We start from the raw sequence: 24,337 nt of genomic DNA, 5'->3' as shown, positions 1-24,337 counted from the left end.
CTTTTCCAGTGGCAGGTGCATGAACTCCAATGTCTTCAAACGAACGCACCATTTCACAAATGAGCATGGCCATGACTGTTCATTCTTCCCTTTCCGATAATGAGCGAGCATTCCGGTCCATATTCGCGAACTGTTCCGATGTGGTCTTCCGCCGCCTAACCTTGCAAGGCAATACCATCCTTCTATTGGTGTACGTCGACGGCATGATCGATAAGGATCTTGTTCAGAACGCAATCCTTAAACCTTTGCTGTATGAAGGAGTTCCCCAGGGGCTCGGGACACTCGGAAGCCTGGCCCAAATGCTGGATATGGAGCTTATTGCGGCTTTGCAGACCCAGAGGGTAACCCGATTCGAAGAAGCCTCAGACCTTATTTTAAAAGGAAATGTAGCGTTCCTAGCAGATGGCGATCCATTCGTTCTTCTTGCGGATGTTTCCCAATTCGAAACGCGGTCGATTGAAGAGCCTTCCACCGAAGCGGCCCTGCGCGGAACCCGTGAAAGCTTCACGGAGCTGCTTCGAACGAATACAACGCTGCTCAGGCGGATTATCGTGACGCCGGATCTAAAGATGGAAGCATTTCAAATCGGCAAATTGACGAAAACCGAGGTCGTTCTTGCCTATATCGAAGGTCTTTCCTCCCCTGCTTTGGTCAATGAAGTAAGGACTAGAATCGACGCGATCGATATTCAGAGCGTTCTGGAATCCGGCTATATCGAAGAATATATCGAAGACACCGGCTATTCACCGTTTCCGCAAATGCAAAGCACCGAGCGTGCCGATGTCGTGTCCGCTGGTCTGCTGGAAGGGAGAATAGCCGTCTTCGTAAATGGTTCTCCGATCGTTCTGGTCGTTCCGATGACGTTCTGGGACGGTCTACAGGCACCGGACGATTATTACGAACGTTTCTTGTATGTAACCATGAACCGGTGGATCCGCTATTCGTTCGCTCTTTTTTCGCTCCTCTTCCCGTCTATTTATATCGCGTTGACTACGTATCATCCCGAGATGATGCCTCCAAAGCTGATGCTCAGCATTACGGGGCTTAGAGAACAATCCCCTTTTCCAACGGTGATCGAGGTGTTTCTGATGGAATTTATGTTTGAAGGATTAAGGGAAGCCGGAATTCGATTGCCGCAGCAAATCGGTCCGCTGGTCAGTATCGTGGGAGCGTTGGTCATCGGCCAAGCCGCTGTGCAAGCGGGAATTATTTCGGCTCCCATTGTCATCGTCGTATCGGCAGCCGGTATCTCGTCCTTTGTTATTCCGCGTTACCGGTTCGGTTATCCCTTTAGAATGCTGAGATTCCCGCTGCTGGTTCTGTCCGGATTATTTGGTCTGTTTGGCGTGGCGCTTGGATTGATCATGATTCTATCCCATCTGATTCAACTAAGTCCGCTTGGCACGCCGTATCTTGAACCGATCGCACCGGCCAGCAAAAGCAAGCTGAAAAATGTTTTTTTGAGAAGGCCCAGAAAGCGTATGAGTTAAGGCGGGATCCATTGTTGAAAAAATCGATGACAACCATTTGCATCTTACTGATTCTGTCGACTGTAACGGCCGGCTGCTGGAATCTTAAGGAGCCCAACCAGCTGGCGATTGTTATTGGCGGTGGGCTGGATATGAATGCGGACGGCAGGCTGGAGGTCAGCTCCCAGATTGCCGTTCCGGCTGGTCTAGGCGGTCCGGATACCGGACCTAGCAAGAAAAGAAGCTTTGTAGTGGTCAGCGCCTCCGGCAAGGACTTTATGGATGCGGGTCAAAATCTTCAGACGCAGCTCTCCCGTACCTTGTTCTATGCGCATCGCCAGACGATTCTGATTGGCCAGCGTATGGCCGAGCAAGGAATGGACAAATATTTGGATATGGTCGTGCGCAACCCGAAATCGGAAATGAGATCCGTCATTTTTGTGGTGAAAGACGGTACGGCCAAGGAGATTCTAGCCACGGAGCCGGTCTTTGATCCGTTGATCAGCACAGCCTTGGGCAGCGTTCAGTCAGCACTGGGGATGAAGCCTTATTACTATCGGGAATTTCTGTGCGAATCGCGGCCAAAAGGCGGGACCGTCTTGTTGCCGGCCGTTAGCTACCATTCGACCACAAAAAGGTTCATCTACTCGGGAGCAGCGATTCTGAATAAGGAAAATTCGCATAAGCTGACCGGATTTTTGAAGCCCGACGAATCGTATTACGCGAATTGGATTAAGGGAAGACAAAGATCGCTTACCGTCTCAACCTCGGGAAGCCAATCGAGCGGCAGTATCAGCTTAAGGGCGCAAGCTCTCAAGAGTCGAATCCGCGTGGCCAAAGACTCGAACGGAATGCGCGTGCATATTCATTTAAGCGGTAAAGGCAGCCTTGTGGAAAACAATTCCATGAGGGATCCTTCCCAAGAAAAGCAACTCCGCAAAATCGAGGAAATCCTAAGCCGGGAAGTTGAACGGGCCGTGAACAAGCTTGTCTTCAAAGCCCAAAAGCAATATAAAGCGGATATTTTCGGAATCGGCAGGCATGTTCACAACAAATACCCCGGTGAATGGAAACAGTTGCAAAATAACTGGAACGAGACGTTCAGCAGAATTCCGGTTACCGTAGAGGTACAGCTTCGGTACGAGGATCCGGGACAAACCAATTCTTCGATATGATGGTTCTGCAGCCGGGCAGGAAAGGACGAAGGCAATGAAAATTACGGGGTGGCAATTATTCTGGATTATGGCGACTGTGGAAGTAGTGATGGCGGTCTGGCTTCGCATCTCGCCTGCCGTGGAGATGGCCGGGCAAGACGCCTGGATGTCCATGCTGCTTGCTTGTCTGCTAGGCGGGGCAATCACGTTGCTGGTCGTCAAAGTTGGCATGCTGCATCCCGGCCAAAGTCTGGCCCAATTCAGCAGAGAGCTCTTTGGCCCATGGCTGGGCAAAATCGTCACCCTTCCCTATTTTGCGGCCTGGTTTATTTTATCAGGTGATGTGCTGCGTTCCTTCGCGGATTTCCTTCATCTCATCCTGCTGGACAAAACGCCGGTATGGGTGCTGATGGCGATGATTCTGACGGCTGCCATTTATTTGACGGGTACAAGCGGGATTACGGGAATCGGCCGCTTTTGCGGAATCGCGGGACCTCTGACGATTCTGACGCTGCTGGTGAGTTTTTTGCTGAATGCAACCAACGCGAGATGGGTTAATTTGCTGCCGGTCTTGGGTGATTCTAGCCTGACGGAAATCGTACGCGCCTCCTTCGCACCGGCTTCGTTTCTGGCCGAATCCTTTATGGCGCTTGTCCTGTTGTCGTTTGTTTCCAATCCCAAGCATATTTTGAAGAAGTCCTTGGCGAGCGTGTGGTTGACGGGCGTAATGCTTGTCCTGTCCACGCTGATGGTTCTGATGGTGTTTGGTCCGACGGTGGCTCAGGAGCTTCGATTCCCCTATTTCATGCTGGTGCGGTCGATCAACATTTTGAATTTCATTCAGAACATGGATATTCTAGTCATCTTTATTTGGATATTCGGAGTGTTTGCGAAAATATCGCTGTACCTGTTCATTACCAGCTATGAAATAGCCCAGTGCTTCCGGATCAAGTCCTGGAAACGCCCTTTCTGGCTCACTGCTCCACTAATCTATCTTATCGCGATGATAATCCCAAATGAATCGGCCATCATGATGCTCCAAAGATTATGGGAGATGATTGTTATTCCCGTCTGCGCGATTGGCATTCCGATAGGCCTATGGATCATGACATCCGTTAGAAGAAGGTTGGTTAAAACGGAGTGATAAGCCCGCGAAGCTATTCCGATTAATAATAGCGGCTCCCCGTAAAATCACGTGGAGCCGCTATTTCATGATTATTTTTTGAACGTGGAGGCGTCATAGGCTTTTTGCAAAATTTCCAGGTAACGGTCGAGCTTCAAGTCTTTAAGTCCCTTCAAGTAGCTGTCCCAGTCCTTGTCGAGACTCTTGTGACCGGTAATGAATTGCAGCTCGTTCTCGTCAATGTACGTTTTGATGTTGGTTTGAAGCATGGTTGCTTCGTCCACTTCGGCTGGATCGAGCCAAATCGCCCAAAGCGGGAACAATTCTTTTGGCTCATGGCCTTGGTAGAGCAGCGTTGCTTGATACAGACGGCGTTCATAGTTCGCGGAATCGTAAATGTCTGTGCCTTGTACCCAGCTGTCGCGGTATTCTTTCGGCATATAGAAGTGAGCCATGCCGCTCCAGCCGGCGTTGCGCGGTGCTTCGCCTTCCGTCGTAGGAATCGGCGCTACCATAGGCTTCACGTTCTCTCCAAGCGCAAGATCGCCTTCCTTCGGATCCGTCCAGTCAATGCCTTTCATACCGGACGCGCCGTTGGTTTGGCCTTCCGGAGTAAACATGTAGTCAACCAATTTAATGAGAGCGATTTGCTTTTCTTCGCTTGCTTTGCTTGTGATCGCAAACTTGGCTCCAGGAGATACGCCGCCGCCGTCATGCGTTGCGAGAGATACGCCTCCGGGGCCTGTAAGCGGCGGAAGCGGATTGTAATCCTTCGAGTTTTTGTTACCATGGTCAATGTTAAGGAAAATGGCAGGGTGCATGCCGGCGCCGGCGCCAAGAATTTGCGCATCGCCGTTTTCGCCGATTTTTTTGAACGCTTCGGCATTTTGCGTAAACGCGCCCGGATCAATCAAGCCTTCGTCATACAACGATTTAATGTACGCCAGGCCTTGCTTCCATTCGTCCGTAACCGCGGCGGAGCCTACCTTGCCGTCTTGCAGCATCAGATGGTTGCGGTCGTCGTCGTAGACGAAAGCATTCATCAGGTAAGGAACAACGTGTACGCCGAACTCTTCCGTCGAACCGCTCAGCGGTACCTCGTCTTTCTTGCCGTTTCCGTTTGGATCTTGGTTTTTAAACGCTTCAAGCACCTTTTTGAAGTCTTCGGTTGTTTTTGGCATTTCCAGGTTCAGCTTTTCCAGCCAGCTCGTATTCAGCCACAACTTGTTCGGATACGAACAGTGGAAGCATTGCGAGTATGCAGGAAGACCGTAGATGTTGCCGTCCGGCGCAACGCTGAACGCTTTGAAGTCCGCATTGCTCTCAAGCGCTTGCTTGATGTTCGGCGCGTATTTATCGATCAGATCGTTCAGCGGAATAAGCACGCCTTGCTTGCCGTATTTGATCAAGTCAGCTTGCGAGAATTGATCGATATAGGCCGTTAGCATGTAGGCATCCGGGAAATCGCCGCTCGCCAGGGAAATTTGGCGTTTCTCCTTGGCACCGTCAGAAGGGATGGCTTCGAAATTGAATTTGATGTTGAATTTCTCTTCCACGAATTTCGTGAACTTGTTGGTTGCCAGGTCGATATTAGGCTCTTGCACCGCGAACAGCTTTATATCTACCGGTGCGGACGGTTTTTCGGTTTCGGTGTTTGTTGAAGCGCTGTTAGCGGGTTTGTTGCTGGCCGGCGCATTGTTGCCTGCGTTGTTTTTCGAGCAAGCCGACATGACCAGGGTGACCATTAAGACTGTCACGAGCAGAATAACCATTCTCTGTTTTAACACGTGCAATCGCTCCCTTTTAATGAATTCCGTTAGGTGTTGCTAATTTTGTATTGAGTTCGTGCTTCTCGCTGCGCTTTTGAACGGCATTCCCCCTTTCACCTTATCTCCGCCGGATTAGCCCTTGACGGAGCCGACAAGCATCCCCTGCACGAAATAACGCTGCACAAACGGATAGATAATGAGCACGGGAAGCGTTGCCACCACAATCAGCGAATATTTGAGAAGCTCCGCCAGCTGCTGGCGTTCAACCTGCTTCAAGGCGTCCATGTTGGCGCTGCCGCTGTTGTTTTGGATGATGATGCTTCGCAAAATGAGCTGCAGCGGATACTTGCTGTCCGATTTCAAATAAATCAAGGCATCGAAGTAGGCGTTCCACTGCCCTACCGCATACATGATGATCAGTACCGCGATTATCGGCTTGGATAACGACAGCACGACGCTGCGCATGAAGCGCAAATCGCTGCAGCCGTCGATTTCGCTTGCCTCGACAAGCTCGGACGGAATCGATTGCTGGAAGAACGACCTTGCGATAATAACCTGCCATACCCAGACCGCGTTCGGAATAATGAGCGCCCATCTGGTATCAATAAGGCCGAGGCTCTTCACAACCATGTAGGTTGGAATCAAACCGCCGCTGAACAGCATCGTAAACGTGATAATCATCATGATGACGTTGCGTCCAAAGAAGGTGGAACGCGACAGCGGATACGCCAGCATGATAGTCAATGTGACGCTGACGAGCGTTCCCGATACCGTATACAGCAGCGAATTGCCGTAACCGGTCAGCACCTGCGAGTTTTTGAATAGCGCTTCATAACCCTTAAGCGAGACATCCACCGGCCACAACCAGACCTTGCCTGCAGAGACGGCGGACGGACTGCTGAACGAGCTGCTTAAGATATAAATCAGCGGATAGAGTACGGCGACAAGCACAAGCCCAAGAATGATGTATACGGTGATTAGAAATGCCTTATCGCCCGATGATTCTCTGATTTTGTTCCTTACCTTTGCCACATTAGCCATGCAAACACCTCTTCGTTACCAGATGCTGGATTTCAAAAACCGACGTGCCAGTGCGTTAACCGTAAACAGCAGAACAAGATTGATAACCGAGTTGAACAAGCCGACAGCCGTCGCGAAGCTGTAGTTCGCGTTCAGCAAGCCGATCTTGTACACGTATGTTGCGATGATCTCGGAGTTGGCGATATTCAGCTTGTTCTGGAGCAAGTACACTTTCTCGAAGCCAATCGCCATGACGTTCCCGACATTCAGAATAAGAATGATGGAGATCGTTGGCAGAATGCCCGGCAGATCGACGTTCCAAATCTTCTGAAAGCGCGATGCGCCGTCCACCCTTGCGGCTTCATACAGGGTTGGGTCAATTCCCGATAACGCGGCTAGATAGATCACGGCAGAATAGCCGGCCGTTTGCCAAATGTCTGACCAGACATAGATCGATGAGAACATGCCGGGACTGCCTAGAAAATTAACCGATTCCATGCCCAGGTGATTCATTAGCACATTCACGAAACCAAGCCTTGGCGCCAGGAACAGCATGATAATCGATACCATGACTACCGTAGAGATAAAGTACGGCGCGAAGGTCACGAGCTGCACGAAGCGTTTGAATTTCTGAGCCCGTACCTCGTTCAGCATCAAAGCCAGCAGAATCGGAATCGGGAATCCGGCAAGCAGCAAATAGAAGCTGAGCATAAGCGTGTTTTTCACAAGCGAGCCGAATATCGGATTCTCAAAGAACAATCTGAAGTTGTGGAACCCAACCCAAGGGCTTCCCCATATGCCTTTCGTGACGTAATAGTCTTTGAAGGCCAGCACCGCGTTCAGCATCGGATAGTATTTGAAAACGATAAAGAACAACAGCGGCGGTGCAACGATAAGATACAATTGCCAGTGTCTAGCGAAGCTCTTTCTTGCGCTGAGACGTTTGCCGGCGGCTTCCAAACGAATCCCCCCTAATTAATTGAGTAAACCGCGTCTTGATGGATGACAGCGCTTTCTACAGGTTCGATCATAGGTGATTTTTAGGGTCCCGGAATAGGTACAATTGCGTCATTCAGCGTACAAATCTCCCGAAAATATAGGGACATTTCCGCATAGTGCGGCCATTTTGCTCCTGCGATACCGTACATCTCAAGCAAAAAGGCCGGCCGCGTATGCCGCGGCCGGCCTAAAGCATTATTTTGTGTTTTTCTCCTGCAGCCATCTATCGTACGCTTGCTGCATAATCTCGACGTAACGGTCCGAACCGAGAGATTCCAGTCTGGTTACATAGGACGTCCAGTCCTTGTCCGGATCCATTTGGCCGGTGATAAACTCCATCGCGCTCTCATCGATCTCGTTCTTGAGGTTGGATTGCAAGAGACTTGCTTCGTCCGCGCTGTCAGGGTTGATCCAGACGGACCACATCGGGAAATATTCCTTGGGCTCATGCCCTTCGTATAATTCGGTAGCTTGAAACAGCCTTCTCTCGTATCCGCCCGGAGCGTAAATATCCATATCCTGAACCCAGCTGTTCCGATAGGACTTGGGCATATAGAAATGCCCCATTCCACTCCACCTCGTATTGTGCGGAGGATCCCCCTCTTTGGGCGCAATGCTGGCGAACGCAGCCGGGATATCCGGATCCAGCGCCTGCTCCCCTTGCACGGGTTTTCTCCAATCCACGCCTTCCTTGCCGATTTCCGCATTGGCCTGACCTTCCGGCGTGAAGAGATAATCAGCGATTCGGATGAGCGCAATCCGCGCTTCAGGGCTTGCTTTGTCCGTAATCACGAATTTGGCGCCAGGCATGATACCGGACGGATAATATACAGCATAAGAGGCATGCGGTCCCTCAAGAGGCGGAACCGGCACGTAATCGCTCCCCCTCTTGTTGCCTGGCCCGGTATTTACAAAGATTGCAGGATGCATGGCCGTGCCCGCTCCCAAAATCTGCGCATCGGCATTCTCTCCCAGCTTGTAGAAGGCGTCGGAGTTTTGCGTAAAGGCGCCTATATCGATAAGCCCTTGATCATACAAGGACCTCACGTACTTCAATCCTTCCCGCCATTCGGGCTTGACTGCGGCCAGGCTGACTTTACCCTCCGCCACATTCAAGTAGGTCCGGTCGTCATCGTACACGAATCCGTTCATCAAATACGGAAGCACGCGTACGCCGAACTCCTCGGTCGAACCGCTGAGCGGAATTTCATCCGGCAAGCCGTTGCCATTCGGATCTCCATCCTTGAATGCCTGAAGCACCTCGCGTAATTGCTCCGTTGTTTTTGGCATCTGGAGTCCAAGCTTCTTCAGCCATTTATCGTTTAACCATAGCTTATACGGATACGAACAATGGAAGCAATCGCTATAGGCGCCAAGACCGTATATATTACCGTCCGGAGCCGTATTCAACGCCCGAAGTCCAGGCTCTTGTTCGAAAGCTGCCTTTATATGAGGCGCATACTGTTCAATGAGATCGTTCAGCGGATAAAGGATCCCCTGCTTGCCATAGCGGATGACGTCTGCTTGCGAGAACTGGTCAATATAGCTTGTCAGAATATAAGCATCGGGATAATGGCCGTTCGCGAGCGAAATTTGGCGTTTCTCCTTGGCCCCTTCGTACGGAATGGTCTGCCAGTTAAAGCTTACCTTAAATTTCTGTTCCAGCAGCCGGGAGAAATCGTTAGTCTTCAGGTTCTGGCCAGCGTCCTGCTGGGCGAAAACGCTGATCCGTAGCGGTTTATCCGCTTCGGATCCAGTTTGCTCCGCCGAACTGCATGAGGAGAGTCCCAGAAGGACGGAGCAGACGGAGAGAACGGTGCAGGCCAGACGAATAAGCTTGTTCAAACCATCTCCCCCTTCACCCTTCCACCGTTTGCCTGTACGAGCTTGGCGAGACGCCAGTGACCCGCTTAAATGCTCTTCGGAACGAATGGGAGCTGTTGTAGCCGACACGGGATGATATTTCGTCAACCGTGTACCGGTTTTCGCGCAGCAGCGCGATGGCGTTCTCCATCCGTACCTGCTCCAGATAATCGGACAGATTCGAGCCCGTCACTTCCTTGAATAACTGGGAAATATATTTCTCGGGTCTCTCCACGGCCTCGGCAACCCGGTACAGGGTCAAGTCGGAGTCCGAGAAACGACTAGCTATATAAGCTTTAATCGCCTCGATAATTCTTGTATGCCCGTCGTTCTTGCGGCTTACGACGATCGAGCACATCACGCCGGTGATATCTTCGATTTCGGCTTGGAAGGACCGCTTGTCGGAAGCGTGCAGCGCAATGATCCGGTCTTTAAGCTGCTCGAACATGCCGGATTCCATAAAGGATTTCTGATCGAGCAGCTTAAGCAGGGTTCCTTTCATTTCTCCGGCCAGCTGCTGCCACATTTCCACGGACAGCTCCCGCTGCTCGGTATTAAGAGACATTACTGTGCGGACGATTTTACTTGTTTCCTCCGACTCCCCTGCCCGGATCGTGCCGATCAGACGCAGCTCCATCTCAAGCGGATAATAATAAGTCGCGCTCTCGAGTCGGGTTTCCTCAAACCAGACGATTCCTTTCCGTTCGGCATGAAGCGCTTGATCCATTGTCTGCTTCGCCTGCTCATAGGAGACGCTGACTTCGGTTTCCGAAGCAAATGCTTCGCCAAGCGCGGCAATAAACGTAATGCGGTATTGGTCGAACGCATGCTTGGACAGCTGCTCGAGCAGGCTGGCAATCTCGCCTTGTCCAATCGCGTTGCCGGTCTCGGCTTCCATGGACGCGAACACGATCACTATCCGGTCGGAGCCCCAATCGGTGGTCAACGTAAAGCCGGCAATGTCGAGGAGCGCTTGCTTCAGCAGCAGCCTTGCGGCATGAAGCTCATTCAGAACCTCCACGCTGTCCATTCCCGTATAGCCTTGCACCTGTAAAATGCAGACGTATCCGGAATGCCCGTAAATGCCCGTATTCGCTTGGGAAGCGGCCGCGAATATTTCTTCCCGCGTCTGCAGTTCCCCGGATAAGAGCCGCTTCAGGAAAGCATCGCGAATGAGCGGTAGCTGTCTCCTCAATTCGGATTCCAGCTGATTGCTGCTGCGGATCATCTCCGCAATGTTCCCGTGCAGGAAGTCGTATTCGTTCCTTTCCGTCGTGTCGTCTTTTCCGAACTGCTCCTTTACCACGGAAACCAGCTTATGGATCGGCATGCTGTTGCGGTAGGCCAGCATTAATCCAACGAACAAACCAACGGCGATGGCAATGCCTGTAATCGTCCAAGTGATGAACTTGATCTGATTCGCATACTCGAGCAAGGCATGTCTCGGAATACCGGAGCGGTAAACCCAGCCGTTTGTATTCGAATGTATGGTAATCACGAGATCGTCTTTGTAGAATTGGCTGGTTTTGTCCGCGTCAAAGCTTGCATCCTTGGCTAACGCCTGCATGTCGGGCACGCCGGTACCCAGCGAAGCGATGGTTCGGCCGCTGGCATCGCTGATATGCGTCCAGCCGCCGTATTTGTCCGTGATGCCCGTCAATAGATTGGTAATCGTCTTCTCGTCGATCGTAACCACCACAACAGCCGGAGAAGAACCGCTGAAGCTGTCCAGCGGGAAAGACTGCATGTAAGTGACGACCGATGTTATCGTTCCCCTATTATTGTAAGGGCGAAGCGGGATAATCTCGCTCCTATGCGTCTGCCCGAGAATGGACTGTCTCCATTCGGCTAACGATTGGTCCTCATACCGGAAGCTTTCGTAGAAATGCTCGGGTCTTACGTATGCGGAGCCTGGCGTCAGAATAACGTTGTAATTGCCCAGATAAATATAGAACTGCTGAAGAAAATCATTGGTCTGCCCAAACGTTAACACGCTGCGCAGGATCCGCCAGATGCCGTATACATTCGTCTGCTCCCCGCTGCTCTTCTCGTTCATCAGCATGTTCAAATCCGGATTGATCGCAAGCTGTCTCGTAAATCCTTCAACCTCTGCCATTCTGCGCTCCAGCAGCTCTTTGCTCTTCTGCAGCTGCATGACGCTGTTCTCGATGGACAGCTTCTCCGTCACCGATATGGAAGTATGATAGGATAGGAAGCCGGCAATGCTTGGAATGATCAGGATAACGATGTACGATACGAGGAATCTCCTAAAAACGCTGTTAAACTTCTTCATCCGCCACCCCCTCCCTTATAGTCTGGCAGCGCTTACACGCCTCTTTCTCTATTATCCTATAAAATACGTTTTCCCGCACTTTATTTTCCCGACATACGCAGCCCTTTCATTTATCGTACCACTGAAGAATTCATACGTATTTGCATAAGCGTCCATTAATTTGACGATTACTCCGGTTGAAAAAAGAAGAACCGCAGGCAGCGCCAAGGCTGCTTGCGGTTCATTCTATGATTGATTTACTGAATTGGGGCAAGGTTGACCCCGTCGATTACGGAATAAGAAGAGCTGCCCGGCGTCTTCCAGCCTACCGCGACATGATCGTCTCCTCCTTCTTCCTTATGCAAAACTTCAACATAGTAACGCTGACCGGCCGTCAGCGAGATTTGCCCGGACTGCTGGCTTGCGTATTGCGTGAAGTTCAGCGGATACACCCAGTCGACAACTTCTCCGATCTGAGCCTTATTGGCAGGATTCGCATCCGTACTGAGGTACATTACGCTATTATTATCTCCCGCGATAGAGAATTGGTAGATCCCCGTTACGGAAGGCACTATATAGCCCCGGATCCGCGTGCCGTAATTATCGCCCCAGTTGGATGGCGCCTGGAAGCTGGTTAACGTGCTGGTTCCGGATGGTGCCGTGCCGGTAGGAATGCTGGCAATCGTGCTGCCCGTAATATTCGTCCAGTACTCGCGCGTAATAGTGCCCGCAGGCGTCTGGCCGCCGGATGCGTTAGTCGTAACGTTAAGCGCAGCGCTGGCTGCCGACACGTTGCCGGCCCCATCTTTCGCCTTCACGGTAAAACTGTAAGCGGTGCTTGGAGACAAGCCGGTTACATTAAGCGATGTCGCTCCCGCTGTTGTGCCTGCAAGCGTTGCTCCGTTATATACTTCATATCCGGTCACGCCTACATTGTCCGTCGATGCCGACCAAGACAGGCTTACGCTTGTGGACGTCTTCGATGGCGAGGTTAGCCCTGTCGGCGTCGTTGGAGCTTGCGTATCGCCTGCCGCGGCATTTGTGGTTACGCTCAGCGCGGTGCTTGCGGCAGACAAATTGCCGGCGGCATCCTTCGCCTTCACCGTGAAGGTGTAGGTTGTGCTTGGAGAAAGCGCGGTTACGTTAAAGGAAGTGGCGCCCGTGGTCGAGCCGGCCAGCGTGCTTCCGTTATAAATGTCATAACCGGTTACTCCTACATTGTCCGTCGATGCGGACCAAGTCAGATTCACGCTGCTCGACGTCTTCGAAGGAGAGGACAATCCGGTTGGAGCCGTAGGCGCCTGCGTATCGCTTCCGCCACCGCCAACAGCCATGTTGACGTCGCAGGTTTTGTATTGACCCGGAGCAGGATCGCCGAATACGTTGTTGGCGCACATGACGCCGTTTGTATAGGTACCGTAATTGTAAAGACCTGCTGCGCCGTAGCGGACTTCCTTCGTTCCCGTAAAGCTGCACATATTGTTTTCGCCCGCGCACGCGACCCATACAGGCGTAGGAATCGAGCTGGTCGTGACGCTGATTGCGCTGCTAAGCGAGGAAGTATTGCCGGAGGCGTCCTTCGCTCTGACGGCAAAGCTGTAAGCCGTGTTGGAGGTCAATCCGTTTACCGTAAAGGAGGTTGTAGCCGGGCCTACCGTCGAACCCGCCAGTACGCCGTCTTTATAGATGTCGTACCCGGCAATTCCGATATTGTCCGTTGATGCAGTCCAAGTCAGCGTAACGCTTGCGTCGGTCTTCGACGGAGACGTCAAATTGGTTGGCGTTGTTGGAGCCGTTGTATCCGGCGGTCCCGCTATAACGGTAACGGTCTGCTCCTTCACGCTGGCGCGTCCGCCGTTATCCCAAACGCCAAGAATTACTTGATAAGTACCGGGCTTCTGATAAGTATACGTTGGGCTGGCGGTCGTAACCGGCAGTCCTTCGCCGAGATCCCACAGATTCTCCACAATGGTACCGTTGTCGGTTGATGTATTCGTGAAGGTCACGGATTGGCCAAGCTGCACGGTCAGCGGAGCTGTGAAGTTCGCTACCGGCTTCGGATCGCTGAAGCCCCTGCTTGCGAGCTGCGTGTTATTGCCGTTGCCGCTTACCGTATTGTTGCTCCACTCGAGATCCGCTGCCGAGGATGGATATTGGTCAATCGAAGGACCGGCGTTGTTCGTAATAATGTTATTAATGAAGCTCAGGCGGTCGGTACCGCCCGCGGTTGTAATTTCGATCGCTTTGCGCCCGTTATTCGTAATCGTATTGCTGTCGAACGTCACGTTTTTCGTATTGCCATGAATGCGGACCGCGTTGCCGTCGTAACCCGGATAAGCGGCTTTCGGATTGCCGGCGGCTCCGTCTTTGAACGTGTTTTTGTAAAAATATTGGTACTGCTCCGTTTGTCCCGTGCCTTCTCCTTGCAGCTGCATGCCCCACATTACCATGTTTTGCACCGTGTTGTAGTTCCAAAGCTGGTAGCCGGTGCCCGGGGACTGCTGAATGCCGACCTGCTGGCCGCCGTCAACCATGTTGCCGGAAGTGACGCCGTGGTCAACCATCACCTCAAGCCCCATGTTGCCTACCGTTGTGCTGGAGCCGACATAGTTGTTGCGGACCGCGATATAGGCGGAACGGACCGTGCTGATCCAGTGATCGACGGTATTGTTCTCAACCAGGGAATAGTTTACGTTGGTATGAAGCTCGATGCCCAGCCCTTCCATTTTCTTGCCGGTGCCGGTAACCGTATTTCCCCGAACGATCGCGTAAGGGCTGTCGTCGTTAATAAAGATGCCGCCGCGTCCGGTTTCCGCAACATAGTTATTCTCGACGAGGGCATGATCCGAGCCCCAGCCTACGCGCACGCCGCCGCCCCAGTCCGAATTAACCCCGATATTGGTTACCACGCTGTCCGCGATTGTCAGATTATCCGTGTTGACGCCGTACAATGCAAACGGACCGAATCCGGACGACATGCCGAAATCCTTAACCTTCAGATTCAGCATTTTATTGCCGCTGCCGTTTTCCGATACAACCGCGGATTGGGGTACAGTGCTGTTGCTGGCATCGAGCGTCATCGAAGACACTTCGGCGCCTGAGAGATTATAGAGCGAGAAGAAGGTATTGGCCGAAGTCGAATTGTATTTGATAATCGTATTATCCCGGCTTTGACCCGTAATTTTGACGCCCGATTTCCCGCTGACCGCGGTTCCGAGATAATACGTGCCGTCGGGAATAAATACCGTATCCCCGCTGGCTGCAGCGTTAACGGCCGCTTGAATAGCCGCACTGTCGTCGCCCGTGTCCGTGCCGTTCGCGCCATATGAAGTGACATTCAAGGTTGCGGCGTAAGCAGGCATCGCGGGGATGACGGGAAGCAATAAGGCTGTCGCGCATAAGAGGCTTGCAATTTTTTTGTTCGTCTTGGAGACCCGCAGTGACTTGGCTAATCTCATAAGTTCACTCTCTCTTTCGTTACTGGGATAATGGCATACAGATGCTTCCGGCTTCTTCTCCCCTGTTATGATCCCAAGAAGTTCCTCTCTCTGTAGCTAACTGCCCTGAACCGGGCTTCACCTCCCTTCGTGAAAGTGCAACAGCGGCAAGGGCCGACGGCCTTTTTTTCGTGCATTGCTAGCCGTTACTCGTACTGCCGTATACGATAACTGCATTTCCCCAGTCCGCATGATCCCAGTCGTTTCCGTTGCCGCCGTTTGTGACGACCAGCTTTAGCGCTTGCGCGCCGCTGATGTCCAGATCGATCAAAGCGGTCTCCGATTCCGCGGTCAATACGCCGCTGTCGTAGGCCAGCTCTCCGTCGAGCCACACTTGGAAGCTGACCGCGCCATTGCCGTACGTCTCGTCATCCACGCCAACCTCAGCAAGGAAACGGTTGTACGCACCGCCTACCGCGTAGATGATTTCCGAATCCGCATGCGTGCCGAGACCTTTGGCGTACTCGGTTCCGTTTAGCGTAATTACCCGGCCGTCGGAAGATTTATCGCGCATAACGCTGCCCCAGCCCGCCGTTCCGATGTCCCACCCATAATCACTCAAATACACGTCGCCTATTGGAGCAGGCTGAACGGCTGTTGCTGGATCGCTGGCTTCCGAAGCATTGCCCGCCGCATCCTTCGCCTTTACCGTAAAACGATTCGAAGTACCCGGCAGCAATCCGGTTGCTTCATAGTGAGTCGTCGCCCCGTTTGTCGTGCCGATCAGGATACCTCCCCGGTATACCTCATACCCCGTAACCTCCTTATTGTCCGATGACGCTGTCCAGTTGAGACTAACATTCGTCTCGCCGATTGCCGCTGCGGTCAGGCCGTTAGGCTTTGTTGGAGGCGTGGCATCGGGAGCTTCCGTCGTAACCGAAAGCGTTGCGCTTGGCGAGGATACGTTACCGGCAGCATCTCTTGCACGAAGCACGATTAGATACGCCGTTGACGGAGACAACCCCGTTGCGAGATAAGTCGTTTCTCCCGGGGCAGTTGATCCGGCCAATGTTTCGTTGACATACACGTCGTAACTTACGACGCCAACGTTATCCGATGCCGGACTCCAGCTGAGAGCAACGGTTTCATCGGTCTGCAGCGGCGAGACGAGATCGCCCGGAGCCGCAGGGGACTGTGTATCCGGTTTGCCCGGGCGCACGACTACGGTTCGTTCCTTAAGGCTGGCGCGTCCTTCGTTATCCCAGACAACCAAGGTTACCCGATAAGCGCCAAGCCGGTCGTATACAAAAGTCGGCTGCACGCTTGAACTTGGAAGACCCTCGCCAAAATCCCAGAGCTGATGCGAGATCGAGCCATCATCCTTTGATTTGTTCACGAACGCGACAGGCTCGCCGACGCGCACGATCATTGGCGCATCAAAGTCTGCCGTTGGTTTTGCATTCTCGAAGCCGCGCGAAGCAGGCTGCGCATTGCTGCCATTGCGGAGCACGGTATTCCCTTGCCATTCCAAATGGCCGGCAGCGGCAGGATACGGATCGACTGCAGCAGCCTTGTTTCCCGTTATTAGATTATTGGTAAAGCTCAGCCGGTCAACGCCTGCCGCCCCCGTAAACTCGATCCCTTTTCGTCCGTTGCCCGAGATGAGGTTGCTGTCGAACGTCAGATTCTGCGAGCTGCCGTGAATGCGTACGCCGTTCCCGTCGTAGCCCGGATACGCCGCGGCAGGGTTGCCTTCCTGCGTATCCATGAAGCTGTTTCTGTAAAAATACTGGAACTGCTCCGTTTGCCCCGTGCCTTCGCCCTGGAGCTGCATTCCCCACATCACCATGTTTTTCACTACGTTGTAGCCCCACAACTGATACCCCGTGCCGGGCGATTGCTGTATGCCAACCTGCTGGCCTCCGTCCACGATATTGTCCGTTGTGACGGCGTTATCCGCCATGACCTCGAGGCCAATGCTGCCTACTCTTCCGTCTTTGGGTTTCACGATGTTACGTCGTACCGCAATCGTATCGGAGCGAACCGCGCTGATCCAGAAGTCGACCTCATTGTCTTCAATGACGGAATGATTCACGTTCGTGTGCAATTCAATGGACAATCCATGCTCCTTCAGACCGGATCCGGTTATTTTGTTGGAGCGTATGACGGCTCCAGGACTATCGTCATTGATCAGAATGCCGCCGCGTCCCGTATTTGAAATTTCGTTATTCTCGACCAGCACGTTGGAAGAACCCCAGCCCGCGCGGATGCCAGCGCCCCATATGGAAGCGGTTCCGATATTGGATATCCTATTGTTGGTAATACTGGCGTCGGTGGAGCCTATCACATAGAGAGCATGCGGGCCAAAGCCTTCGGCTGCTTCAAAGTTTTGAACCCTGAGATTGTTCATTCTGTTATGGCTGCCGCCTTCGGATACAACGGCGGACATCGCGATTTGGCTTCCGCCGGCGTCTAGCGTGAGGTCCGATACCGATGCATTCGTAACGTTGTGCAAATAGAACATATATGTATCCGAACCCGATGTGAATTGAATGATCGTCTTATCCCTTTTCTCGCCCCTGATCGTTACGCCGGATTTGCCCGATAAGGTGCCGGACAGCTGGTAAGTACCCTTCGGAATCATTACGGTATCGCCCGCATTTGCCGCATCTATGGCGGCTTGAATGGCTGCCCGGTCATCCAGTCCATCCTGGCCGTTTGCGCCATAATCCGCAGCCGAAATGATGATGTTCCTATGGGCTGGTGATGCCCCGGCGGCTGCACCAGGCAGCGGGAATGCCGTGACCAACAGGGCCAGCGACAGGAACAAGCCGGTCACCAATCGTTTGGATTTCATTAAGGTCATCTCTCCTTCGCGCTTGGTATAAGGCGGAACCGGATCTCCCTTCTCCGCTCCTCCATCGTGCCCGATCCCGGGTCATATGGAAACTGTTCAATTCTCGAATAACAGCACTATCAGGCTGTATTTCGGGTTAAATACTGTATTAAACGCTTCGCATAAAACTGTACAAAAACAAAAAGCCCGCAGGTTTCCCGCGGGCCAGCTCCATTTTCGATATTAATGAGCTTCATATACATAGCGAAAACCATCAGATGGATGATATATCCCATCGATGGTATTCGCGTACAGCATCTTATTTTTCCAGTGCGGCTTGAATGTGTTTGTTCAGCGTTGTTACATCGATAGGCGAAGTCGGCTTGTCCGATAATTGGAAGCTTTGCTTTAGCTTGATTATACGGTAAACGCTCGCATCCAGAACAGACGGAGGGATTTCGCCGCTTTGCGCAGCTGCCGTCAGGGCGTCAATCACGGTTTGCTGCTGCACCGGGTCATGACCGACCAGGATAATATCCGCTCCTGCTAATACCGATTGCACCGATGCTGGCCCGACGGCCTTCACCTTCCCCACAGCCCCCATTGTCATATCGTCCGTAATAACAACTCCTCCGAACTTAAGCTCCCCTCTCAAATAATCCTGGATGACTTTCTTTGACATGGAAGCCGGCGTATCCGGATCAAGCTTCGTCATCAAGATATGCGCGACCATCACCATAGGCGCTCCTTGCTTAATTGCGGAGCCGAAGGGGACAAATTCGATGGAGCGCAGCCGCTCGAGATCATGATCGACCACCGGCAGCCCCAGGTGGGAATCGACGGAGGTATCGCCGTGCCCGGGAAAATGCTTGACTACCGGAATGACTCCCTGCGATTGGATGCCAAGCATCTCCTGCACGCCCATGCTGCTGACCAACTCTGCCGTGGTACCAAAAGCACGGTTTCCGATGACCGGGTTTTTGGGGTTTGTATTGACATCGAGAACGGGTGCGAAATCGGTATTCATTCCAATCGCTTTCACCGCTTCGCCCAATGCCGCGCCTACCCGATTGGCATATTGGGGATCATTGGTCTTCCCTACCGTCCTGCTGGCCGGAAATGCCTGGATTGGCTTGGGCAATCGGGAGACCCGGCCCCCCTCCTGGTCCGTGCTCAAGAGAAGCGGAAGCTTCGCGCCATTGTTTCGGTTGATTTGCTTGAGATCGTTAACCAGCTTAATTGTCTGCGACGGAGACTCGATATTATTGCTATAGAGAATAATCCCGCCAATGTGGTTGTCTTTGATAAGCTTGCTTATTTCAGGCTGTATTTCCGTGCCGTCCATTCCCACCAATACCATTTGACCTATCTTCTCGGTTAAGCTCATGGATGCTGCAAGCTCGGCTATCGGATCGGCAGGCGTTGGCGTCTCGCTGTTCACGGGTTGCTCCGGCTCAGCCGTTCCGCAACCGGTCAGAATAAGGAGTGCAAGAATGATCGCGTACAAAGAACAGATTCGAAGATATCGCATAGGACCCTCCTTATGTAATTCTTAAACGGATGTCTTGAAAACCATCAAATATGTACGGTACAGCCCGGAAGAAAAGCTAAGTTGACCGATACCCGCAACTTAGCTTAACCCGATTATAACATAGCCGATTGCCGGGCACGAATCTGTTCTCTGGCCTCATCGTTCATCCTGGCCGGCGTCCATTTCGGTTCAAAGACGAGCTGGACTTCGGCTTGCTTTACGCCGTCAACCGATCCGGCTGCTTTTTTTACATCCGCAATAATGCGATCCGCCAAAGGGCATTCGGGAATAGTCAAGGTCATTTCGATAACTGCCTTCCCGTTTTCTTCTTCCTTAATACCGTATACAAGTCCGAGATCCACGATATTTACGCCTACTTCGGGATCCATCACGTTTTCGAGCGCCTCCATAATCCGATCTTCATTCATCGCTGCACCTCCCTCGCATACTAAGTAAAATATTCGATCTTGGCTTCGGGAAAATGATCGTGAATCTGTTTATAAATAAATTCCTTCAGTGCGTTAGCCTGCTCGTCAGGGTAAACGTATTTTCCTTGGCCCCAACGCCCCCATTTGTATTTCCGGCTTTCTTCGTCCATCTCCAGCTTGGATTTGGGGTAGCGCTGCTGGATCACATTTTTCGCCGTTTTTGTGAAACGATGCTGGATCAGCTCGAAAGTCAGGTCGGTGCATGCTTCGGGCGGAAGCGCAGTTTTTAATAGACTGATGAGTTCGGCATAACCGTCTTCCCAGCCTTGATGCCAAATGATTGGAGCAATAATAAATCCTAGCGGATATCCTGCGTGGGCAACCTTTCCGGCCGCTGTAATTCGTTCGTAAAATTTCGAAGTGCCCGGCTCGAAATGTTTAATGACATAATCGGCGTTCACGCTAAAACGAAACCGGGTATGCTTGTTATGCTTGGCATCGAGGAGCGGCTCGACATGGTGATACTTCGTGACGAAGCGGAGCCGTCCAAGAGGCTGCTGCCCCATAAATTCGATGTATTCCTTGAGTGAGCCGGAAATATGCTCAAGGCCAACCGGATCGGAGGTACAGGCTGCCTCGAAGCGGGTAATCTCCGGCGCGCGCTCGTCGATATATTTTTTAGCCTGAGCAAGGATATCGTCGGTGTTGACGTAGACGCGGATATACGGCTTAGCTCCAAGCGTGGTCTGCAAATAGCAATAATGGCAATGCCCCATGCAACCCGTGGCAATGGGAATGGCGTATTCAGCCGAAGGCTTTGACTGGTCGAATTTTAACGTTTTCCGAATGCCTACGACAAGCGTTCGTTTGGCAATCCGGTATTTCTCCAAATCGCTTTCCCCGGGTAAATTGGTGATCCGGTTATGCGAAGTGGTCATTTGAATCGGTAGTCCTTGCTTCTTGGCCCATTCATGGATTCGTTGGCCTTTCGGATAGTTCAGCGCATCGGGCTCGAAATACACAAGCTCCGGAACGAATACCTGCGTATCGCGTGCCGGCGGAGTCAATAACCCGCTTGAATTTGACACATCGGCTCACCTCACTGTTACATTCGTTTCGCAATCAACCTTAGGGTGGACGAAATTATCGATTTCATACGAAACAGCTCTTAACGGTTAATCGCAGTGCATAGTTTCCAGACGATACGCGCAACATACACCATGAATCCTGAATAATGACGATCGTAGAACCGGGGGATGGCCATGGCGGAAAAAAATATTCTCGCTTATTTCAAAAGTCCCGAGCAAGCGGAGAAAGCACTCGAGCAATTAATGCCGTTAAAGGTTATAGACAGCTCCATTAACCGGTTTGACGGGTATCCGGGCGACGGATCGGATCGGATTCGCAATCCGATTACGGGCGATTTCCCGGGACTTGGCTACCTAACCCTGGGCGGAGATTTCTCGGACCGGGATGCCGCCATCCTGGCGGCGGCACACGTTAGCGCGAGCGGTATGAGCAGTGGTGGACAAGATGATGAAACGGCCGGGCGAGACATTCTTCTGACCGTTATTGTTGAAGAAGAGGATTATGAACAAGCGGTAGCCATCGTGGAGAAAGCCGGCGCGCTTGTCTAAGGAATAAGAAAGGGATGTTCCCATTTGGGAATATCCCTTTCTTCCTGTTTATATGTGCAATACTTCCTGTTTAAGCGGTGACAGCGCATGCGATTCATCGATGTGAATAAACGCGTCGTATCTTTGCGGCAAAATTGTTGGAACGTAGTTCCCTCTCTCTCGACGGGGGTTATAAACGACGCCAATCGCCCGATGGCCAATCGGTTCGGTAAAATCTTGCCGGTCGAGCATCAGGATCTTATCGAAAGCCCCGGCGCGATGCACGAGATCTTCCCAGCTGTCTTTCAAGGCTTCCGGCACGGTCATTGTTTTTATCTCGCCGCCCCATTGATCCGAAGCAATAACGGTGCCCCTATGCGTTCCGAAACCAACGGCATATACCCGGTCTTCCCCATACTTCTCCCGCACCAGCTGGCCGACGTTTACCATTCCGTCCTCAAGCATATCCGTTGCCCGGGCGTCCCCGATATGCGTGTTATGCTCCCACACAATAGCCTTGGCCCCTTGACCGTAAAAGGTCTTGATTCGGTCCAGCGCTTCAACCATGTGTTGATCCCGTATATTCCAGGATTCGGGTCCTCCGCGCACCATCGATTGATAGTACCGTTCTGCGTTTACGGCCACGAGGGCGTTCAGCTCATCGCTGAGGAGCGCTTCATCGCGGTTATCGCCTTGCTGTCTTTTGCTTTGAAGCTCTTTCAATAACCGTACAACCTCTTGTTCGCAGCTTTCGGATAGAAAAGCAGCCGAGACCCCGTAGTTTTGCGCTTCGCGGTTATAGGGATCGAAGCAGGCAAACGCCTTGCGAGCGATGTCCAGCTCCGGAGAACCCGTCTTCTCCAGATGCTTCAAAATCTCATCCATGGATTCCCACAAGCTGTAAACGTCAAGGCCGTAAAATCCGATCCTCGTATCCGGCATTTGAGATCGATTGTAGTCATATAGCCATCCCGCAAATTGCAAAATTTCTTCATTCGCCCACATCCAGGTTGGCCACCGGTTATAGTCGCGCAGCGCTTCTCTCGAATTGGGAGCAGCGCCGTTATACTGTTTTACATAGCGATTCAGGGTATAACAGGATGGCCAATCCCCTTCGACCGCAATAAAAGAGAAGCCTTTGTCGGCAATCAGCCTTTTGGATAACTCCGCTCTCCAAGTGTAAAACTCGGACGTGCCGTGGGAGGCTTCGCCCAATAATACGATATCCGCATCCCCAATGGCATGAATTAACGGGTCAAGATCTGCCGGGCTTTTTAATGGGAACGCGCAATCTTTTATTTTTTCCACTATGCTTTCCCTGTTGGTCATGTTTATTCTCCTACCCCTAGATGTCGCGATGCCGTGCCATCGTGCCATCTTATAGCGTTACCCGAAATAAAGCCATTATGTAATCCCGGATGCAGGCTGCTAATCAAACCAAGCTGCTAAGCTTGCTTATCCGAAAATTGATGTAACGCAAAAAGCCGCAGATCGTGAATCTGCAGCCATTCGAATCGGTCAATCAAGCAACTACCGTAATGGTGCCGTGGTACATGTACATTCCGCAATCAAATGGATACGACCCGGGCTTTAAATGGTCCAAAGTCGTCACATTCTCCCCTTTTTTCAAATAAAGATCAAATCCGAGCTCATCCGAATCGACGCTTGTAATGCAGGTAAAAGAAGTATTCTTGACAAAATTCAGCTTTACGGGAACTCCTGCCTTAATTTCAATATCGGAAGGGTAAAAACCGTCTTTCTTGGCTTGGATCGTCACCACCTGATAGCCGTCCTGCATCGTCACGGCGGGCGTTTCCGCAGCGGTCTTCGAGTTGGATGAGGAGAAGAAAACAAAAAATAATGTGCATATAACAACGATAGCTAGAATAAGCCACATGGCCGGGGATTTGAATAGGCTGGTTTTCATCGCATACACTCCTTTCCTAGGTCGATTATACATCTTCGACTCGGATGAATATGGCCGGCCATGTGGCCGTTCCTTGAAGGAATAGTGAATATTTCAGTACAAAAAAACAGCTGCCGAATCTCGGAAGCTGCTTTGCGTTAACGCCGGCTTAGGAAAAGCAAAATAAATGAGATCACGATGATAGAGCCTGTCCATGCCCAAGCCAGCGTTGTATGGCCGGAATCAACGGCTACATAGATGGCGGTGGGCAACGTTTGAGTCTTGCCCGGAATGTTTCCCGCTATCATCAGCGTGGCGCCGAATTCTCCTAGACCTCGTGCAAAGCCAAGAATATAAGCCGAAATAAGCGATCGGAATGCCAGCGGCAGCGTAATGTGCCAGAATACCTGCCGTTCGTTCGCTCCGATTGACCGCCCCGCCTCTTCTAATCTTTTATCAACGGATTGAAAGCCAACCTTCATCGTCTGATACACCAGCGGAAAAGAAACGACGACTGCAGCTATAACGGCAGCCCACCAGGTAAAGATAACGGGAGCCGAGAACAGCCATTCGATAGCCCGCCCCAGCCAGCTTCTCCTTCCCAATAAGACAAGCAATAAAAAACCGACGACAGTCGGCGGAAGGACTAGCGGCAGCATAAATACGGTTTCGATAAAAATCTTGCTTTTTAGTTTAGTGCGGGAGATCCACCACGCTGCAGCTATTCCAAGAAACAGCACAAAAAAGCTTGAACACAGGGCTACCAATAAGGATAACCGTATAGGAAGCCAAAAATCATGAGCGCTAATCAACTTCTCCCCCACTTCTTTTATGTCTAATTATAACGAAATGCATTTAAATAGAACATTCACCTAATATAAACGGTACCACCGTAGATATCAACAAAACAGTGT

General features: G+C 51.8%; 17 protein-coding genes. 4 read left to right on the top strand and 13 right to left on the bottom strand.

Annotated features, from left to right (window positions below; translation table 11 throughout):
• Positions 1-29: 29 nt before the first annotated feature.
• From FHT67_RS26185 to FHT67_RS26175, 3 genes are read left to right on the top strand one after another with little or no spacing between them, the layout of a single operon-like run.
• Positions 30-1,490, top strand: a complete 1,461-nt coding sequence (locus FHT67_RS26185) for a spore germination protein (protein WP_167201814.1) — start codon at positions 30-32, stop codon at positions 1,488-1,490.
• A gap of 26 nt (positions 1,491-1,516) precedes the next feature.
• Complete coding sequence (locus tag FHT67_RS26180) at positions 1,517-2,644, top strand: Ger(x)C family spore germination protein (protein ID WP_208403553.1); 1,128 nt, start codon at positions 1,517-1,519, stop codon at positions 2,642-2,644.
• A 34-nt stretch (positions 2,645-2,678) separates the two neighbouring features.
• A complete protein-coding gene (locus tag FHT67_RS26175; protein ID WP_132309640.1) occupies positions 2,679-3,767 on the top strand; it encodes a GerAB/ArcD/ProY family transporter in 1,089 nt (362 codons plus the stop codon).
• Positions 3,768-3,838: 71 nt separating this feature from the next.
• On the opposite strand, the gene FHT67_RS26170 is transcribed toward FHT67_RS26175, so the two are convergent.
• From FHT67_RS26170 to splB, 10 genes are all read right to left on the bottom strand, one after another.
• The gene (locus FHT67_RS26170; protein WP_132309849.1) at positions 3,839-5,518 is read right to left on the bottom strand and encodes an extracellular solute-binding protein; all 1,680 of its coding nucleotides are present in this window, start codon (positions 5,516-5,518) and stop codon (positions 3,839-3,841) included.
• 129 nt (positions 5,519-5,647) lie between these two features.
• Positions 5,648-6,556, bottom strand: coding sequence for a carbohydrate ABC transporter permease (locus tag FHT67_RS26165; protein ID WP_132309638.1), 909 nt, complete (start codon positions 6,554-6,556; stop codon positions 5,648-5,650).
• 15 nt (positions 6,557-6,571) lie between these two features.
• Positions 6,572-7,495 (bottom strand): ABC transporter permease, encoded by a 924-nt coding sequence (locus FHT67_RS26160; RefSeq protein WP_132309636.1) that lies wholly within the window; start codon positions 7,493-7,495, stop codon positions 6,572-6,574.
• 234 nt (positions 7,496-7,729) lie between these two features.
• Positions 7,730-9,379 carry an extracellular solute-binding protein gene (locus FHT67_RS26155; protein ID WP_167201812.1) on the bottom strand — a complete coding sequence of 550 codons (1,650 nt, stop codon included), beginning with the start codon at positions 9,377-9,379 and terminating at the stop codon, positions 7,730-7,732.
• Between the two features lie 13 nt (positions 9,380-9,392).
• Complete coding sequence (locus FHT67_RS26150; RefSeq protein WP_167201811.1) at positions 9,393-11,690, bottom strand: helix-turn-helix domain-containing protein; 2,298 nt, start codon at positions 11,688-11,690, stop codon at positions 9,393-9,395.
• 236 nt (positions 11,691-11,926) lie between these two features.
• The gene (locus tag FHT67_RS30565) at positions 11,927-15,127 is read right to left on the bottom strand and encodes a fibronectin type III domain-containing protein (RefSeq protein ID WP_208403551.1); all 3,201 of its coding nucleotides are present in this window, start codon (positions 15,125-15,127) and stop codon (positions 11,927-11,929) included.
• 178 nt (positions 15,128-15,305) lie between these two features.
• Positions 15,306-17,963 carry an NPCBM/NEW2 domain-containing protein gene (locus FHT67_RS26130; protein ID WP_167201810.1) on the bottom strand — a complete coding sequence of 886 codons (2,658 nt, stop codon included), beginning with the start codon at positions 17,961-17,963 and terminating at the stop codon, positions 15,306-15,308.
• Positions 17,964-18,261: 298 nt separating this feature from the next.
• The gene (gene nagZ, locus FHT67_RS26125; RefSeq protein WP_167201809.1) at positions 18,262-19,473 is read right to left on the bottom strand and encodes a beta-N-acetylhexosaminidase; all 1,212 of its coding nucleotides are present in this window, start codon (positions 19,471-19,473) and stop codon (positions 18,262-18,264) included.
• A 113-nt stretch (positions 19,474-19,586) separates the two neighbouring features.
• Positions 19,587-19,901 (bottom strand): metal-sulfur cluster assembly factor, encoded by a 315-nt coding sequence (locus FHT67_RS26120; protein ID WP_132309626.1) that lies wholly within the window; start codon positions 19,899-19,901, stop codon positions 19,587-19,589.
• A gap of 20 nt (positions 19,902-19,921) precedes the next feature.
• Positions 19,922-20,989, bottom strand: a complete 1,068-nt coding sequence (gene splB, locus FHT67_RS26115; protein ID WP_167201808.1) for a spore photoproduct lyase — start codon at positions 20,987-20,989, stop codon at positions 19,922-19,924.
• Positions 20,990-21,163: 174 nt separating this feature from the next.
• Here splB and FHT67_RS26110 point away from each other — a divergent pair, with 174 nt between their 5' ends.
• Positions 21,164-21,538 (top strand): hypothetical protein, encoded by a 375-nt coding sequence (locus FHT67_RS26110; protein WP_132309622.1) that lies wholly within the window; start codon positions 21,164-21,166, stop codon positions 21,536-21,538.
• A gap of 48 nt (positions 21,539-21,586) precedes the next feature.
• Here the strand turns inward: FHT67_RS26110 and FHT67_RS26105 are convergent, their stop codons facing one another.
• The 3 genes from FHT67_RS26105 to modB all read right to left on the bottom strand — a co-directional run bounded on the left by FHT67_RS26105 (position 21,587) and on the right by modB (position 24,235).
• The gene (locus FHT67_RS26105) at positions 21,587-22,846 is read right to left on the bottom strand and encodes an erythromycin esterase family protein (RefSeq protein WP_167201807.1); all 1,260 of its coding nucleotides are present in this window, start codon (positions 22,844-22,846) and stop codon (positions 21,587-21,589) included.
• A gap of 193 nt (positions 22,847-23,039) precedes the next feature.
• Positions 23,040-23,444: a cupredoxin domain-containing protein gene (locus tag FHT67_RS26100; RefSeq protein WP_165930737.1), complete on the bottom strand. Its 405-nt coding sequence runs from the start codon at positions 23,442-23,444 to the stop codon at positions 23,040-23,042.
• Between the two features lie 137 nt (positions 23,445-23,581).
• Positions 23,582-24,235: a molybdate ABC transporter permease subunit gene (gene modB, locus FHT67_RS26095; RefSeq protein WP_167201806.1), complete on the bottom strand. Its 654-nt coding sequence runs from the start codon at positions 24,233-24,235 to the stop codon at positions 23,582-23,584.
• Positions 24,236-24,337 lie beyond the last annotated feature (102 nt).

The organism is Paenibacillus sp. BK720 (assembly GCF_011761545.1).
Classification (GTDB): Bacteria; Bacillota; Bacilli; order Paenibacillales; family Paenibacillaceae; genus Pristimantibacillus.
The sequence above is the reverse complement of the archived record's forward strand: the minus strand, read 5'-3'. Positions and strand labels throughout refer to the sequence as shown.